Raw genomic sequence first — 17,380 nt, 5'->3', positions numbered from 1 at the left:
GCGACGAATGACGCAGTGCCTACGAATGCGAAATGTCGAACATCAGACCTTACCGTCGTGCAACGGACGCTCGATTGGTTACAAAACCCGCGCAGGGGTCTGATGTGACGTGATCCTGAAATTGATCTGGTCATGCCCCCGTGATGAGTAGCGCGAACTGATGACTGAATCCCCTTCGATCGATCAGCCGCCGGGACGGATTCCCTGGTGGCGTGAGCCGTCTCTGCTAGCCGTCATCCTGCTGGCAGCCTTTACCTACTTTGCACGCCTGTATGCGCTTCCGCTCTTTGGCGAAGAACCACGCCGAGCGCTCATCGCACGCGAAATGGTCGAAACGGGTGACTGGATTGTGCCCACAACGCAGGGCGTTTTGCTGCTCAGCCGCCCCCCACTGCAAAATTGGCTGATCGCGATCACCGGACTGGCTGTCGGCTCGATCGATGTCATCGCCACGCGGTTGCCCAGTATTCTGTCGACGATCGCCGTGACCATCATGATCTATGGCTATCTGCGTCAACGTAACACAAAACTCGGCAGCACGGCGGGTGCCGTGTCTTTCGCCACGATGCTACTCGTGATGGAGTTCGCACGATCCGGCGAAACGGAAGCGGTTTTCACGGTCTTCGTTGCCGCATCAATGCTGCTATGGCATTGGGGCTGGATGGCAAAGTGGCCCGCCTGGCAAATGTGGTCCATCGGATATGCGTGTGCCGCACTGGGAATGCTGACAAAAGGACTGCAGGCTCCCGTCTACTTCGCAGGATCAGCGGGAATCTTCCTGGTGCTGACGGGAAATTGGCGGCACCTGCTCACCCGTGGGCATCTGATCGGGATCGCCGTCTTTCTGCTGGTCTTCGGCGCCTGGCAAGCCCCCTTCACCTGGATGCGCGGAATTGAAGAGAGCTGGATGATGTTCTTTGGGGATGTCGCCGGCCGATTCGTGGATCGCCGCTGGTCGACGTTCCTGTCCCATCTGGTCGCATACCCGGTTGAACTGCTCTGCGTGCGTTTGATGCCCTGGTCTGTCCTGCTGCTCGCATTCGCCAACCGTCACGTGCGTTCCAAACTGGGCGAGCGTCGTGAAACCGCACTCTTCATGACGATTTGCATTCTGTTCTCGTTCGTGTTTGTCTGGTTACCACCAGGTTCAAAAGTCCGCTACTACATGCCCTTGTTCCCCAACTTTGCCGTGCTGATTGGCATCGCCGTCGATTGCCTTGCCGCAGAGATGAAAGACAGGGGATGGGGATCGCTCTGGAAGACCTTTGTTCGAGCCCACGTGGCGCTCATGCTGGGCACGGCCGTCATCGTCCTGATCGTGTCACTCGTCAAACCGAGTGCCTGGATTTCGCTACCGTTGTTGCCCGCTTTTGGCTTTACCATCGTGACTGCCTGGCTGGCGTTCGTGACCCAGCGATCACTGAGCGAACCGATCGACCGGGGAATGGCACGTGGCGTGTATGGGATCGGAATCTTCCTGGCTCTCGTTCAGATCGGGCTGATCACCACCGTTCAGGAACATCGCTGTCAGGACATCGCAGGCCCCATCCAGCAATTGAAACAGACACTTCCTGCCGGCACAAAACTGGTCAGTTTGGGACTTGTCCATCACGCATTCGCATTTTTCTATCAACAGCCGATTCCAATCGTCGAGATGCCGGTGACGAAGTTGCCCGAAGGTGTCGAATATTTCTGCCTGCACACCTATGCCACCGATCCGCCCGAACTTCCATTTGAGTGGAAACAACTTGCCGTCATCAATTGCGATCGCTTCCAGAGCGAAGGCGTTCCCAAAGATCGCGTCTTCATTGGCCACTACACCCCGGCAGAGAACGTCGAGCCGAAGCGCGATTCCGTTCCTGCGGAGTAACTGAAAAAACAGATCATCCAGCTCGAAGCAGACCGCTGAATTGACGATCAACCCCACCAGACGCCACCATACGCGGACACCGTAATTCATTCACATTGAGCTCGAATCAGGATTGCCGAAATGCCGAAGAAAAAAGCTGCCAAAAAGAAGGTTGTGAAAGCTGCCGCCGCCGCTATCCCTCAACGAATCGTCTTGCGGACGGGCGAAGCACTCGTGGAAGCAGCCCCCGCCTACTCCGCCGCAGAACCGGAAGTCGTCATTGGCGAACTGGATGGCCCGGTCGGATATGCAATCGCGAACTTGATCGGCGACCAGACTCGCGGCCACTCACGCGTGTTCGCAATCCTGAATTGCGACGTCCAGGTCCGGCCGGTCACGCTGATGGTCAGCAAGGTGACGGTCAACAGCACGAAGTACACCAACATCCTGATGGGTACCGTTCAGGCAGGGATTGCCAACGGCGTGCTCGATGCCGTCCGAGCCGGCGATATCCCCAAAGAGAAAGCCAACGATCTGGGCATCATCGTTTCCGTCTGGCTCGATCCAAGCGTGACGGAAGTTGAAGTCGACCACGACATCCTGTTCGAAACCAATCGGCAGGCGACGGCCAAGGCCATTCACAAAGCGATGCACAACGAACCGGGCATCGACTGGCTGCTGGCCAATCAAAAGAATATCACGCATTACTTCCATCAGCTCGGTAAAGAAGGAAAGCTCTGATCGAGCGATCAGCCCCGTCCCATGCCGCAGACTGCCCCCGGGGTACGGCATGGGTGTGCTTTCACGGACCTTGCTTCATTCCACGAAGACGCCATGCATATTCGCGATGGAATCCTCAGCCCCGAAGTCTGCGCCGCGGCGAGCCTGCTCAGCCTGGGTGCTGTTGGGTATAGCCTGCGACAGCTTCGAGTCGATCTCGAAGATCGTGCGGTGCCATTGACCGGCATGCTTGCAGCAGTCGTCTTCGCCGGGCAGATGGTGAATTTTCCCCTGATCGGACTGCCCGTTTCCGGCCATCTCCTGGGAGGCGTCCTGGCGGCGGTCATCCTCGGTCCATGGGCCGGATGCCTGGCGATCACGCTGGTCCTCCTCGTGCAGGCGGTGCTATTTAACGACGGCGGACTGATGTCGCTCGGCGCCAATATTTTGAACATGGCGGTGGTGGGGGCGTGGGGCGGCTATGCCGTATACGCGCTGATCCGTCGATGCCTCGGGAACGCTCCATTCACGGCGATCCCCGCTGCAATCGCGGCCGCATGGCTGTCGGTGCTGTCGGCGGCCGCGGTCTTCTGCCTGGAATTCGCCTGTTCATCAAATTCGAAAGATTTCAGCCTGAGCGGCATCTTCACGCTGATGGTCCTGTATCACGCCTTGATCGGAATCGGTGAAGCGTTCATCACCGGATCGGTGCTGGGCTTTGTGCTCGCACGGCGGCCGGACCTGATTACGACGCCAACTTCGAAGTCGGCCACGACCTCCGTCGGCCAAGCCGTCGTCGCGGGGCTGGTCGCGGCCCTCGCCGTTGCGGCATTTCTCGCCCCCTTCAAATCCGAAGAACCCGATGGGCTCGACAAAGTCGCGCAAATGAAAGGGTTGGATGTTCTGCAGGTCGAACGCGATGGGTTAATCCTGAATGACTACGAAGTTCCACTTCCCGCGCCGCTAGAATGGTCGGCAGCAGCAACGTCATTGGCGGGCATCCTGGGAACCTGCGTCGTCTTCGCGATGGCCATCGCGCTCGGCAAGGCGGCGCGCTGGAAGTTACCGGAACCTGTTGCGGACGGTGGCCATGCCGCCTAGTTCGATCACCACCACAGACAATCCCTGTCGAGCTCTTCCCGCCAGCCTCAGGCTCGCGATCACCCTCGCGGTGATTCTTCTCGCAAGCCTCATCCCCTTGGAACATTGGCCGGCGCACGGCCTGTTGCTGGTGGTCGTGTTTGTCGGCCTGAGTTTCGCCGGTGTCACCCTGGGCTACTTGATCCGCCGGCTGGCCCTCTTTCTACCGATGCTGTTCATGTTTGGCCTGACTGTCCCGCTGACACAGTGGGACAAAGCGGCCGCCTGGTCGTGGATGTTGGCGTTGTGGATCCGCTGCACGACCTCATTCCTCGCGGGACTTTGGCTGATTCACGTCCTGCCGTTCCCGGAACTTTTGGCCACTCTACTTCGTTGGCGATGTCCCACATTGCTGATCGCCATGCTCTCGTTCATGTACCGTTACATATTTATTCTCTGGGACGAACTGGCTCGATTGCGTCATGCCCGCGACGCTCGTGACTTCGGTCATGGGTCGTTGAAAATGAAATGGGTCGGCAATGCGCAACTGATCGGATTGCTGCTGCTCCGGGCGATGGAACGCGCCGAACGGACACACCATGCCATGCTGTCCCGAGGCTGGGACGGCTCAATTCGATTCCTCGACTCTGACCGAGGAACCTCGAGATGACCGAACCGGACACGCCACTCGCGCTCGAACTGCGCAGGCTCTCATTTCGATATCCGAACGGCCGCGTTGCGCTCAATGAGATCTCATGCTCGATCACGGCCGGCGAACGAGTCGCGCTGGTCGGGCCCAGCGGAGCGGGCAAATCAACACTGCTGATGCATCTGAATGGGTTGCTGCCGAGCCCGGCACTTAACACGATCGAGGCACAGGTCTTTGTCCAATCGCTGGCCGTCACCAAGCCTCATCTGCGTCAAATCCGCCAACAGGTCGGCTTCGTCTTTCAAGATCCCGACGACCAGTTGTTTTGCCCAACCGTCCGAGAAGATGTCGCCTTCGGACCACTGAACCTGGGACTGTCACAGACCGAAACGTTGGCCCGTGTTGAACACAGCCTTGCGGCGGTGGGTCTACCCGATCATGGCCCGCGAAACCCGTCCCAATTGAGCACCGGCGAGCGGAAGCGGGTGTGCCTTGCCGGAGTGTTTGCGTGCAAACCGAGTGTCCTGGTGCTCGACGAACCCACCAGCAACCTTGATCCCAGAGCACGTCGACAGCTTTTACAGTTGCTGAAAGAGTTCCCTGGCACGCAGTTCATCGCCACCCACGACCTGGACTTTGTCCTCGATCTGTGCCAACGCGTTCTGGTACTGGACGAAGGCAAATTGCGTGCGGATGGACCGCCGGAACGAATTCTCGCCAATGCGATCCTCATGGAACGACACGGACTGGACGTCCCTTGGCGATTGCGCCGGGAGTCACCGTCAATCTGAGGCGTCCGCGCAGCGCAACAGTCCCATCAAGGTCCCGTGCAAGTCCGGATTCGGCTCAACATCTTGAATCGCGGAATCCCTTGAATTCCTCAAGGGAATGAGATGGCAGGGTTCATTCGAATGCGGATAATTGCGGAACCAGCCTCCGCATCAAGGGAGGTGCCGCACCGCACCAATGTCATGTCTGCTGCCGAAGTGAGAATTCGCCCATGCTTGACGAATTGACCTACAATCTTAATGACAAGGTATTGAATTAACGGAAAGAGGCCTCCGCAGGTCGCAACGATACGATGCCATTGGCCGCGTGCGCGTGAACAGACTTGCCCCTTCATCCCACAGGCTGCTCTGCGTTTGTCCCCGCCAGGAAGGTAAACCATGACCTCTGCTCGCGTCCCGACATCCGACGTCGTCGCTTCATTGACCGCACACACGTGGTTGCCACAACCCGAGACCGCCTCGTTCATCCATCGGCTGCTGCACGATTGTTTGCGCGATTGCCACTTTGCCGAGCGGCTCTCCCAGCGGATGCTCGACGAGACAGGAACGCGGATGCTCGACTGGATCGATCATTTCGGAATGGACCTTGACGCGCCGCACCGTGCGGAATTGACGCGAGTCGGATACCAGGAAACCACCTCGAATGACGGGAATTCGGTTTGGAGCCACTCGGCGGGAATGTTTCCCCGTATCATTCATCTCACGGGACGGGCACGACGACTGGCAATCAAAGTGGAGTCGGTTCCGGACTTCCTGGTCGCACACGGCCTCTCTGACATTGAGATTGAAGGCGCCCCATTTGCCCCGTTGCGAACCGCACGCGTCACACGGGGCGAGAACGTGCAACTCTGGGTCGTCGAACGCCATGGATACGCAGGCTTCGACGCCGCGGCCCCGTGCAACGCACTCGGGGATTGCGATCTCGAAACACTGGCGCGCCATACCGAGGCTCTGCGTTTACGACGACGTGCCTGTCCGACCGACGCAGCGGGGTTCGCGCAAGCGAACCGGCTGATCGACGCGGCGATTGCCGACTTGGGCCGTGATCGCGCCTGCGATCTGTTTTTCGCGGCCGAACGGGAATATTGGCAACGACGCAATCGTGCGGGTCGGATCCAACTCGCACGACAAGAAACGCTTGGCCTGGGTTGGGCGAACCATGACCATCACACCTATCGATCGAGCCGCGCCTCGTTTGTTCCGCTGATCGCATTTCTCGAGAAATTGGGCTTTGTCTGCCGTGAGCGATTCTATGCCGGTCGCGAGGCGGGATGGGGCGCGCAGGTCATCGAACAACCCGTGACGGGTGTCACCATCTTTGCCGATGTCGATCTGTCGCCTGAAGAACTGGCGCAGGATTTTTCGCACGATCCCCTTCCGCCTCGCGACGCGCTCGGCACAGTCGGGCTCTGGTGTGCGCTGCACGGCGAAGCATTTCTCGAAGCGGGAATGCATCACCTGGAATGCCAGTTCGATTTCGCCGCCACACGCGACCAGTTGAAACAGGTGGGCATTGATACCATGCCCCCCTTCACCGACTTCCCCTATTTGCGACAGGCTTTCACCCGCGGAGAGCAATGGCCCGTCAACCCCACCCGTGTCGAACGACTACGGACCGCGAACAGAATCACCGATGATCAGGCACGACAGTTCCTCGAACACGGTGCGCTGGGCTCACACATGGAAATCCTGCAGCGCGATGACGGCTACAAAGGATTCAACCAGAGCGGCATTAACGAGATCATCGCGGCAACCGACCCGCGGCGAGCCACCAACAACTGACAGCCCGAAACACACGCTCGTATTGACACCGACCTCGTTGGACTAATTGCCATTCTTCCCTTTGCGTCCTTGCGCCTTGGCGTTTATTTCTTCTTGAACCCAATCCAACGCCAAGGCGCAAGGACACAAAGGGAAGACAAGAAAAAAGCGAAGTCAAGAATGAGTGCAGTCCGACTGCACTCATCAACCTGATCGCCACACGTTGACGAGAATCATCCGCAACTTCGTTGGCCTGCCCTTAGCGATATTCTGCAAAGATCAATGAGCAGTTCTGGCCGCCGAAACCGAAGCTGTTGGAAAGGGCTCGACGAACCGGTGCCTGACGCGATTCGTTCGGAACATAATCCAGATCGCAATCGGGATCGGGAGTCTCGTAATTGATTGTGGGTGGCAGGACCCCGTCTCGCATCGACAACAGACAGGTGATCGCTTCCACACTGCCGGCCGCGGCGATCAGGTGCCCCATCATGCTCTTGATGCTGGAGACCGGTGTCTTATAAGCGGCGGCACCAAACGACGTCTTGATCGCGGCCGTTTCGACCTTGTCGTTGACTTCGGTGCTGGTCCCGTGGGCGTTGATGTACTGGATGTCTTCTGGATTAAGCTGCGCGTCACGCAGTGCCATCCTGATGCAGGCCACTGCGCCCCGGCCATCGGGATGGATGTCGGTGATGCGATAGGCATCAGCGGTCGAACCGTATCCGACGAGTTCGGCGTAAATGCGTGCTCCACGCTTCTTGGCATGCTCGAGTTCTTCGAGAATTACCATGCCCGCGCCTTCGCCCAGCACGAAGCCATCACGATCGCGGTCGAAGGGGCGCGACGCGCGCTGCGGTTCATTATTGTGTGTGGACAGCGCGGTCAGAAGGTTGAAACCGGTCACCCCAAACGGGTGAATCATGCTGTGCGCTCCGCCCGATAGCATCACGTCCGCATCGCCTCGGCGAATGATTTCGGTCGCTTCACCAATCGCCTGGCTGGACGCCGCACACGCTGTTAGACAGTTCAGGTTGGGACCTTGAGCGTCAAAGATGCTGGCCAGGTGTCCGGCGGGCATATTCGGTTCTTGCTCTAGCTCCTGCTGGGCATGCAGACGCGTCAAGCCTGTACGCGTGAACGCTTCCAGATCGACATGTCCGTCGCGTTGCGATTCCGCAATCAGACTCATCACGCGTGCAAAATCCTGCTGGCCTTCGCCTGCTCCGAGATACACACCGAATCGCGCGGGATCAACAGAATCGACGACGCCGGAATCATTGACGGCCTGACGGGCGGCACCAATCGCAAACCGAATGTTCAGACCGCAATGCTCGAATCGCTTGGGATCGTCGACGTAATCCTTCAGATCGAAGTTTTTGACTTCGGCAGCGAAGGTGGTCGGAAAGTGCGATGCGTCAAAGTGGGTGATCGGACCGATTCCGCTTTTCGCTTCCTGCAGCGATTTCCACATCTCTTCGACCGTATTGCCCACGGGCGTGATCGCTCCAATCCCCGTGATGACAACTCGCCGTCTCATCGTAAACTCCTTACATCGCTCTGCTCGCCCCGTGGCGTTTTCTTCGGTGGAACTCGCAGTCAAATACAAACAGGAACCTGGAAGCCGATGCCAGGGCGTTTCGGATCGCTCATTCTCGCAGTCGCGAAGCCATGGATTCGCGGCGAGAATTGGTTCACGACGCAATTCACGGCGTCGGGGTCAAGCCGTCACCCGCTTTTCCGACATCCATCACACCCAGTAACCGCATCGAGAACACAAAGTTCTTCTGATCGATCTTCCCGCCCCCGGCCGCCTTTTCGTCGACGTGCGCGAAGACGATTTCACCGTTGGCCACTAGTCGCTCGCCGACATGGGCTTCGACTTCGACCATGCCGCCTTCAGGACGTGCATCGATCAACTTGGCAGTGTAGGTCAGCGTGTCGCCGGGAATCGCCCAACTGTGAAACGTCATCTTCGGGACTTTCGCCAGAATGACGACGTGATTGAACTCATTGACTTTCCCCAGCAGAATCCCGCCGGTTTGGGCCATTCCTTCGAGCATCAGAGACTGAGGCATGACCGGAAAGCCGGGGAAATGATCGTGCAAATGATCTTCGGAAAGCGTGACGTTCTTGATCGCTTTCGCATGCGACCCGTTGACGAACTCGACAAAACGGTCAATCCAAATCCAGCGCATGGTAGTCTTCTTCGACGCGGCTTCGAGAAAGGAAAAAACGCGCGGATGCGCGTGGCGGCCCGGATGAATGGAACCGGCAATGCGCGGGTTCGAAATCCGAGGGGATCAACATTCAATGAAGATAACGGGGACGGACAAACCCGTCCCCGAAAATAGCATCAGACGATATCAGGCCAGCTTCGAGGCCAGGAAGTTGACAACCATGCTCACTGTGAACAGGTCTTCAACGTTCTCAACCTTGGGGTTGGCAGCCAACTTATCAACGGCGGCCTTGTCAGCGTGCGGCAGCTTCGTTCGCAGTTCGCTGATCCCCTTTTCCGTCACCTTACCGTTTTCGGCAAAGCCGGAATCCGGTGCAAACAGGCTTTCGGGGAATAGCTCATTACGTGGAATCTTGATTCCGAAGGCTTTTTCCAAACGGAAAACGATGTCCAAAAAGTCGATTGATTCCGCGCCGAGATCAGCCTTCAGGCGTGCGGCGGGGGTCACTTCATCGTCATCAACGCCCAGGGCGTCGATCAATGTGGCTTTGACTTTTTCGTAAATCTCATCGTGCGAAGGCATCCGAAATTCTCCTGTGGATCGCGCGGTCAATTTTCTTAGTAAGTTCCGACGCGAACCAATTCTCAATTCACCCAGTTCAAATGTTCATGTTTTCTTCCCGGCCGACGGGGTGAGGCACCAACCGGTTAAACCCACTCATTTATTCAAAACCCGCATGCCCAGCCCGAGCAACACGGGGCTTTATTGTCTTGCCATGCTCTTCTTCTGTTCAATTTCCGCCGAAGTTCCCCAACAGAACGTCGACATGAACAGCAGCACGCGGCAAGACCCGATTCCCACTCGTGGCGCAGCCAATCTGTCCTGACAGATTCGCGAGCATCGCCCGCAGGCACGTTGGCCTGCTCGCGGCGAGTTCATCGACCTGTCAGATCAGGTTTGAAGTTCCACTCAACCCATTCCACCCAACGTCAATCCACCATCGACTTTAAGGACTTGTCCCGTGATGTAACTGGATTCTTCGCTCGCCAAAAATAGCACCGCATTGGCGATATCTTCAGGACGACCCAGCCGCTTTACCGGGATCGAACTCTTAATCTTATCCCCGGCAGCATTCACAACTGCTATGGTCATATCGGTTTCGATGAAACCAGGGGCCACACAATTCACCGTAATCCCGCGTTTGGCATATTCGGTTGCCAGACAACGCGAGAACCCTTCAATCCCCGCCTTGCTTGCGGCGTAATTTGCTTGACCGGGATTGGAGAAATCGGCCGCAACACTGGACATATTTACAATCCGACCGTAACGGTTGCCCATCATGGGGCGAATCACGGCCTGACAGAAATTAAACACGCTCGTCAGATTCGTATCGATGACCTGCTGCCACTCTTCGATCGTCATCGCCAGAATCAGCTTATCGCGAATGATCCCGGCATTGTTGACCAGAATGTCCAGTCTTTCCCATTTGGCGATCACAGCTTCCACCGCCGCATCGGCTTCCGGCTTCTTTGAAGCATCAGCCTTGATGGCCATGACCTCTCGCCCCGCTGCAGTCAGTTCTGCAACCAGCTTGTCAGCCGCCTCTTGATTCGACTGATAGACGAATGCGACTTTGGCACCTCCGTGGGCGAGTGCTTCGACGATCGCTTTGCCGATTCCGCGACTGCCACCAGTAACCAAGGCAACTCGATCGGAGACTTTCATGGAATGCAAATCCTTATTAAATCAATTCACCGACCCCAGAGGATTCGATGGAAATTCGTTCAAATGATTGAGGAATCAGCGCCACTATCGAAGTGTCAGGCCTGTGGTGGAGTCCAGATTTGAGGTAGCAAGTCGCGGTAGAACTGGCGGCGCATTTCGTCTGATTCCGCCAGTGCCGGGTTTCGATCACTCAGATTGAACGCTTCCAGCGTGAGCTTTGCCGATACGGCGGACTCTCCGTTGACCGTTCCGGAACCGTTGAATTCCCACGTTCCTTCTGATTGCTTTCGCAGCGTCATCTGCACAATCAGCGAATTGCCGGGTGACACGAAGTTATTGTACCGAATCGCACGGACTTCTTTCAGAAGAACTGTGCTATGCGCAAAGTCTTCCGACTGCCGGATCAGCCAGCCACCCGCCTGAATCAGCGTCTCGAGCATCAGCACCCCTGGCATCACGGGAAATCCCGGGAAATGGTCCGCCAAATACTCTTCCGCCAGCGAGAGATTCTTCACCGCCGTAATGGACTTATTGGGCTCGAGTTCCGTGATACGATCGATCAGCAAAAAACGCATTCAAGAGGTCCGTTTCAACTCTGACCGGCATTTGCCGCCGAACTTAAAAAACGCCTGGCAACGGACTCGCAACTCCTGAATTCAGGTCTCCAAAGCCCGGCACCAACCCGCGCATTCTATTTGCGTCCAGAATACCACACAACCCTGGATCGCACAGACCACTTACACAGAACATAAAGGCATACAAAACAAAAACTTAAGACACGCATCCAGATGGATAAACATCCTGGCCGAAGCCGAAAATCACGCCCGAGTGACTTCGATTCATCCGCGAATTCTCCAGACGATCCCCCACCTGAAATTCAAGGAATAGTGTACATTTGACCTGATAACATCAAACCCTTTCCACTACGGTCGCGCCCACTTCTGCGATGAACGGCCACCGAACTGAAAACACCCCTCCGAAGAAGTCGTCCAACCACCTTCACAGCCATCTCTCATCTCCCAATCGCGCCGCGCACAATCGACGAACGAACGAGCATGAGCTGTTCATTTCCCGTTGTCATGCTGTGCGTCGACCGGATTCTCAAACGTCATTCCAACGATGTGCGGTTTGCTCAGGCCGATTCGCTTGTTGTCCTCCAGAAAAACGACGTCAGTACCGTCCCCGAAATCGACTTCGCCGATCAGATGTTTGCAACCATCTGGTCGATCAGACACAGGGCAACGCGCCAATTCGCCCGCTGGCATCGTGCCACAATGGCCATCGCACGAAGGTGCCGAAACACCCTGGAAACCTGGTTTTCCCCGTCACGAGAATGGAATCGACCGTTTTGCGCCGCAGGCCATGACCGATCGTTGCCTTTCGTGCCCTTTCGATGGATCATGGAGTATGTCCTTTGTCGAATGCACGAACAGAGAGAGAAGAACGACATGCCGCTTTATGAATACGTCGTGATCAATGATGACGGTTCCCACGGAGACGTGTTCGAAGTTTTGCAGCGCATCGGCGAGCCGTCGCTGACCAAACATCCAGAAACCGGACAGCCCGTCGAGCGTCTGATCTCGGCCGCCAGCGTCCCCCGTCCGACGGGTGGCCCGATCAAAGGCGACATCAGCAACCGCAGTCTGGAAAAGATGGGCTTCACCAAATACCAGAAGACCGAGAAGGGCAAGTACGAAAAAGTCCTCGGCGACGGCCCCAACCTGATCAACCGCGGCGATTGAGCTCCTGTCTTGCCATACCGAAATCTTCGGTAGGCCGGCTTGGAGAGGGGCTTTGCCGAAGCCCTGGAGCATCCAGCGTTTTGCTCGTCCAATCCCTTCCCCCCGACGCGAGGGCCTCTGTCGGCCCACGATGACATTCTCCCTCTTGAAAATTTGTTTTCGAACCTGACGATCGGTCGCAACAACAATCTCAGCCCTTCGTTACGCCAGAGAAATCGACATTCACCTCCATCGAGCATCAGTCACGACTCGCCCCGCTTGACGCCATCCTACATTTGTAGGTAGACTGCGACCTACAAATGTAGGTAACACTGCGCGAAGGAGGCATAATGACCGATGCGGGGGATCTTCCGGCGCTCTCCGAGACGCAGTGGGAGATTATGAATGTCATCTGGGAACGGGGCGCGTGTCCCGTTGCCGACGTCTGGAAAACATTGAACGCCAAGCGCGGTGTCTCGCGCAACGCGATCCAAACCCAGATCGTCCGTCTCGAAGAAAAAGGCTGGCTGACGCACACCGAGACCGACAACGGCTTTCTCTATCGGCCGACCGTCTCACGCGAAGAATCGCAACAGACCAGCGTGCAAAAGTTGATCGAAACCGTCTTTGACGGCTCGCTCGACGGTCTGGTCGCCACGCTGTTGAACGGGGGATCGCTTTCCTCCGGTGAAGCCGAACGAATTCGCCAACGTATTTCTCAGGCACGGAGAAAGAAAACATGAGCAGCGTCCTCGAGTCTGTTCTCGTGATCGTGGCAATGACGACAGTAATCGCCGTCGCAGCACTGCTCGTGATCTCATTCTGCCGCCATCATCCCGCGCGACGGCACACGGTCGGATTGCTGGGACTGGGACTCATTCTGAGTACTCCACTCCTGGCAACGGCCCTGCCCCGCACAACCTGGTGGCAGTCGTGGGGTCAAGCCGCCCTGAACTCTTTTCACCGCTCGCAGGATGTCGCAACTTCGAACTCTGTTCCGCCGCGGGCGTTCGACAGAATCGACGCAACGATAGAAATCGAGGACACCGATCATGCGGTGAATATGACGGCCAAGACATCGAAAGACGCGTCCACAGAAGATTCTGACACGATCATTGCAACGACGTCGGCAACACCGGCTCGTAAGATCTCCTCCATGCCGACGAACTCGATTCCTCCACAAAAGAGTTCGCTGATCGACACGATTGCCAAACTGCTCGCCCTGGTTTGGGTCCTCGGTTCGGCGATCTCCCTGCTGCAGTGGTGGAGTCAGATTCAAAAACTGCAGCGGCTGATTCCTTCACTCGCAATGGTCGATCAACTCAGTAGTCGAGATCGCACCACGATTAACCAGATCCTCCAGCAGATATTCGGACCTCAAGCATCAACGCGCGTTGCGGTTTCCGAACTCACGCCCATGCCGATGGTCATCGGGTTCTGGAAACCCACAATCGTGATTCCGCAGGAACTACTCAATCCCGATTCACTCACCAAACTGCGTGAAGTGCTGATTCACGAATACGCACATCTGGTTCGTTACGACATTTGGATCAGTGTGACGCAAAGATTGGCAAGTCTCGTCTGGTGGTGGCACCCAGGCGTGATCGGACTGAACCGTCAAATCTCGCAGTCACGGGAAGAAGTCTGCGACAACTTCGTACTCCACCATAGCGATGCGGTGAGCTACGCCCAAACATTGCTCGAACTCACCGAACGATGTTCGCGACTCGCGCAAGTCTCACCGTCTCTTGGGTTGTGGGGAACGCACTGGACGCTCGAAGAACGGATAACGGGCCTGTTGACACCTGAGCGAAACTTGAGGACCCGCTCGACGCGTCGCGCCACCTGCGGCCTGGCGATTCTTTTCGGAGCACTTTGTCTCCTTGTGGGCGGAGTCCGAGCGGTTGAACCGCAGAAATCGGCCCCCAACGTGGCCGTTACGGACAACGCCGCGGAACCACAACCCGCCGTCGTCAAACCAGCAGAAAATCACGTCGAACGAACAATGACGATTCGCGGCGTCTGTGTCGACGAGCAATCCAAACCCATGGGACAGGTTCAAGTCCTTGTATTCCGTCAGGCCGACTATTTCACTCCCCCACTCAAGATCACGGAGACAACGACGGATGACGAGGGCAAGTTTGAATTGACGAATCTAATCGCCAACTCGTCCCGCGCGAGACCACAACAGTTGGATCTGTTTCTCACCCTGACCGCCAAAGGTCACGTCACGCAGTTCCTATGGATCAATGCCGACGATCCAGAAACCCTGGAAAAACAATTCGAACTCTCCTCCGCCGAGGGTGTGCTGTCGGGAATCGTGACGGATTTGGACGGTCATCCCATACCCGGCGCAACCGTATTTCGGCCTGTGTTTGGCCAACATCCCATTCCAGGAGTTCTCAGCGCCGTCACGGACGCTAAAGGGCGATTTGCAATCAATGGGCTACAACAGTGGACTCCCGAATCGACACAGCAGTTTGATGCCAAAACGAACACGGGATATATGACGACAGAGATGCGATTTGCGGTCACGCACCCCGACTATCCCTTAACCTTGGCGTCATGCACGGCGATTCCCCAATATGTCAAAGTCTCGTTGTCACCACCCGCGATCGTCGAAGGGATCGTCATCGACGCAGTGACAAAGCGTCCCCTGGCGGACATTCCGGTGACCGCGCAAGGAATCGCGGAACATGGCGGTGGACAGACTCGGACCGATGCACAAGGTGCGTACCGACTGACACTGACCTCAGACCATTACAACATCTGGGCAGAAAGCGACAATCGCATCGCGGTCGCGGTCAAAGCATTGAATGCGGAAAGTGGCAAGACGGTGACCAATGCCAACATTCAGATGGTGCGCGGCGGATTCATCGTTGGCGAAGTCTTGGATGCGAAAGGCAAACCGATTCGCCCTACGGCAAATCACGGAAATTTTGTCGCCCATTATGGCCCCGCTCGACCGCGGACGGGCGCCGCGGTAGGGGTCGCCAAGATCACCGATAATGGCAACTTCCGCCTGCATGTGGCACCGGGACGAAACTATGTCTACCTCATGAACGGGGACTACTTCGCTTACGTGAATGTCAAAGACGGCGAGGAAGTCCGATTTAACCTTCAGCAAGGAGTGACCCCGCCAAAATCGGGGGCAAAGCAAGAGCCTGATCCCGATGAAGAACTAGCACGCAAAATCCGCTTCGACAATCAACAAGCGAAACAGCGGGCCATTCGTGCAAAAGGCAACGGAAGTCCTGCGAAGCAGCCACAGAGACGGGTGCGAGGCGGTGCCTCTGGCCCATTGCTGGACCAACTCGAGATTCGCGACGTAGGTTCGGACTTCTGGTTGAGAACCATGAAGCAGCTTGCCGATCTGGGCCCCGATGCCGTCCCAGACTTGATCGCCGAATTGGACGACACTGAAGATCGTCGCATGCTGCAATGCCTGGGGTTCATCTTGCGGGCCATCGGCGATAGACGGGCCGTACCGGCCTTGATCCGGGCCATTCCCAAAACATTACAACGGGGGATGTTTTCTGATTCGGGCCTGAACACAAATGATCGAGAAGTGCTGGCCTTCGCACAAAAGCACCAATGGATCATCCGCTTCAAAGGCAAGCCCGGCATTCCCGATACCGAGTTTCAGAAGGGAAACGAATATCATCTTGGTCGCCCTATCAGCGAAATTTTTTCCACTCTTTACCAGTTGACCGGTCAGGAACTGGGCGAAGACGAGATCAACTCGGTTCGAGATACGGGCACCCCCACCCAGCGAGCCATCAAACGTGCGCAGTTCCTCCAAACAGCGAAAAAGTGGAGCGATTGGTGGGAGAAACATTGGGATGAGTTCGTCCAGGACAAGTCGTATTCTCGCGTGAACCTGGTCGTAAAACCCGAAGCCGAATCCGACTGGATCCTACAACCTGAGATGCGGTTCAGAATCCAAATTAGCAGCGGGCTTTTCCTGGACTCCATCCAAAACCCGACCGCCAAGTTCGTGCTCTTTGATCTCGATACGGGCCGTCAGGGACACCTTCCCGAAAAATGGCGCGGTGCCAATCTCGAAACGAAACTGGACGAGATCCTCGCCTGGGCAACGCAGGAAGGGTTCGACATGTTGGGAATGGAATCCGAATCATCAAAGTCTGGAGAACGAATCCACACGCTTCGTCCAATTGATCTGGAACTGTGGCAACTGGGACGCGACCGGTGGAAGCCGGAAGAAGAAGGACTCGGCTTAAAATTCACGGTGGAAGAGGTGCAAGCCAAAGGAACCAAGACTGAGGAACTCGAATTCTACGATCTGAATAGCAACTCCTTCGATCCCATGTCGACAGCGTCCTTCCTGTGCATCACTCGTGAAGGCACACCATGCCTGCTGCACGTTGGACTGGAAGAGACCGTCCGTGGCCAAGGCCGAAAGTTCACCTTTCAAGAACTTGAGCAAGTTCAACCGTAGTTGGAACGACTCATCAGCGATCAAGTCCCAGCGTCAGCCACAGATCGACACATTGTCGTACAGGACCAAGAGAAACCCGGCGTGTTGATTCTCCTCGTTGCCAAGCTCCCGCTTGAGGGTGTCCGGGAATTGAATGGGCGTCGAAGATTTGACCCCCTCGCTCCCAATGTTCTGCTCTTCTCCCCTCGTCCTCCTCGCTCCTCGTGACCAAGCTCCCCGGCCTGTTGATTCGTTTCTCGTTACCAAGCTCCCGCTTGGTAACGCCTCTTGCGATCTCAGTTCCCTCTGACCACTACTACGTGGTGGAGTGAACAAGCCCAGGGGTGCGATCGTTTCGATCGTTCCCCTGGGTATGACCATCGTCAAAATTTTGCACTATCAGGCAACGCTCTGTAAGGGATTTTTGCCCGCCAATTGGGAGCCAACCGTGACGTTTCCTGCGGGCCAACGG

Annotated in this window: 14 protein-coding genes; 9 read left to right on the top strand and 5 right to left on the bottom strand. The window is 56.6% G+C overall.

All coding sequences use genetic code 11. The features are described from left to right. The first annotated feature begins 160 nt into the window (after positions 1 to 160). From OSO_RS0134485 to OSO_RS0134460, 6 genes are all read left to right on the top strand, one after another. On the top strand, positions 161 to 1,870 hold the full coding sequence (locus OSO_RS0134485) for an ArnT family glycosyltransferase (RefSeq protein ID WP_010587400.1): 1,710 nt from the start codon (positions 161 to 163) through the stop codon (positions 1,868 to 1,870). Between the two features lie 174 nt (positions 1,871 to 2,044). After that, on the top strand, positions 2,045 to 2,590 hold the full coding sequence (fae, locus tag OSO_RS0134480; protein ID WP_029247781.1) for a formaldehyde-activating enzyme: 546 nt from the start codon (positions 2,045 to 2,047) through the stop codon (positions 2,588 to 2,590). Positions 2,591 to 2,683: 93 nt separating this feature from the next. Beyond that, positions 2,684 to 3,670 (top strand): energy-coupling factor ABC transporter permease, encoded by a 987-nt coding sequence (locus OSO_RS46285; RefSeq protein WP_010587398.1) that lies wholly within the window; start codon positions 2,684 to 2,686, stop codon positions 3,668 to 3,670. Next, positions 3,660 to 4,319, top strand: coding sequence for an energy-coupling factor transporter transmembrane component T family protein (locus OSO_RS48990; protein ID WP_010587397.1), 660 nt, complete (start codon positions 3,660 to 3,662; stop codon positions 4,317 to 4,319). Before OSO_RS46285 ends, OSO_RS48990 begins: the two co-directional genes overlap by 11 nt. Next, positions 4,316 to 5,089 carry an energy-coupling factor ABC transporter ATP-binding protein gene (locus tag OSO_RS0134465; RefSeq protein ID WP_010587396.1) on the top strand — a complete coding sequence of 258 codons (774 nt, stop codon included), beginning with the start codon at positions 4,316 to 4,318 and terminating at the stop codon, positions 5,087 to 5,089. The genes OSO_RS48990 and OSO_RS0134465 overlap by 4 nt, the downstream gene beginning before the upstream one ends. A 375-nt stretch (positions 5,090 to 5,464) precedes the next feature. Continuing rightward, the gene (locus OSO_RS0134460) at positions 5,465 to 6,868 is read left to right on the top strand and encodes a hypothetical protein (protein ID WP_010587395.1); all 1,404 of its coding nucleotides are present in this window, start codon (positions 5,465 to 5,467) and stop codon (positions 6,866 to 6,868) included. A gap of 238 nt (positions 6,869 to 7,106) precedes the next feature. Here OSO_RS0134460 and fabF read toward each other — a convergent pair whose 3' ends face one another. From fabF to OSO_RS0134430, 5 genes are all read right to left on the bottom strand, one after another. Further along, positions 7,107 to 8,384, bottom strand: coding sequence for a beta-ketoacyl-ACP synthase II (gene fabF / locus OSO_RS0134455; RefSeq protein ID WP_010587394.1), 1,278 nt, complete (start codon positions 8,382 to 8,384; stop codon positions 7,107 to 7,109). A gap of 166 nt (positions 8,385 to 8,550) precedes the next feature. Then, entirely contained in the window at positions 8,551 to 9,042 is a 492-nt protein-coding gene (locus OSO_RS0134450) for a 3-hydroxyacyl-ACP dehydratase FabZ family protein (protein WP_010587393.1), read from the bottom strand. 168 nt (positions 9,043 to 9,210) lie between these two features. Then, positions 9,211 to 9,606: an acyl carrier protein gene (locus OSO_RS0134445; RefSeq protein WP_010587392.1), complete on the bottom strand. Its 396-nt coding sequence runs from the start codon at positions 9,604 to 9,606 to the stop codon at positions 9,211 to 9,213. A gap of 387 nt (positions 9,607 to 9,993) precedes the next feature. Next, positions 9,994 to 10,749, bottom strand: a complete 756-nt coding sequence (gene fabG / locus OSO_RS0134435) for a 3-oxoacyl-[acyl-carrier-protein] reductase (protein ID WP_010587391.1) — start codon at positions 10,747 to 10,749, stop codon at positions 9,994 to 9,996. A gap of 95 nt (positions 10,750 to 10,844) precedes the next feature. Continuing rightward, a complete protein-coding gene (locus OSO_RS0134430) occupies positions 10,845 to 11,324 on the bottom strand; it encodes a 3-hydroxyacyl-ACP dehydratase FabZ family protein (RefSeq protein WP_010587390.1) in 480 nt (159 codons plus the stop codon). Between the two features lie 480 nt (positions 11,325 to 11,804). On the opposite strand from OSO_RS0134430, the gene OSO_RS52160 reads away from it, so the two are divergent. From OSO_RS52160 to OSO_RS0134415, 3 genes are all read left to right on the top strand, one after another. Continuing rightward, entirely contained in the window at positions 11,805 to 12,491 is a 687-nt protein-coding gene (locus OSO_RS52160; RefSeq protein WP_010587389.1) for an FmdB family zinc ribbon protein, read from the top strand. A gap of 329 nt (positions 12,492 to 12,820) precedes the next feature. Continuing rightward, a complete protein-coding gene (locus OSO_RS0134420; protein ID WP_010587388.1) occupies positions 12,821 to 13,213 on the top strand; it encodes a BlaI/MecI/CopY family transcriptional regulator in 393 nt (130 codons plus the stop codon). Continuing rightward, entirely contained in the window at positions 13,210 to 16,929 is a 3,720-nt protein-coding gene (locus OSO_RS0134415; RefSeq protein ID WP_010587387.1) for a M56 family metallopeptidase, read from the top strand. Before OSO_RS0134420 ends, OSO_RS0134415 begins: the two co-directional genes overlap by 4 nt. Positions 16,930 to 17,380 lie beyond the last annotated feature (451 nt).

This window comes from Schlesneria paludicola DSM 18645, assembly GCF_000255655.1.
GTDB classification, from domain to species: Bacteria; Planctomycetota; Planctomycetia; order Planctomycetales; family Planctomycetaceae; genus Schlesneria; species Schlesneria paludicola.
This window is presented reverse-complemented; position numbering and strand designations above follow the sequence as displayed.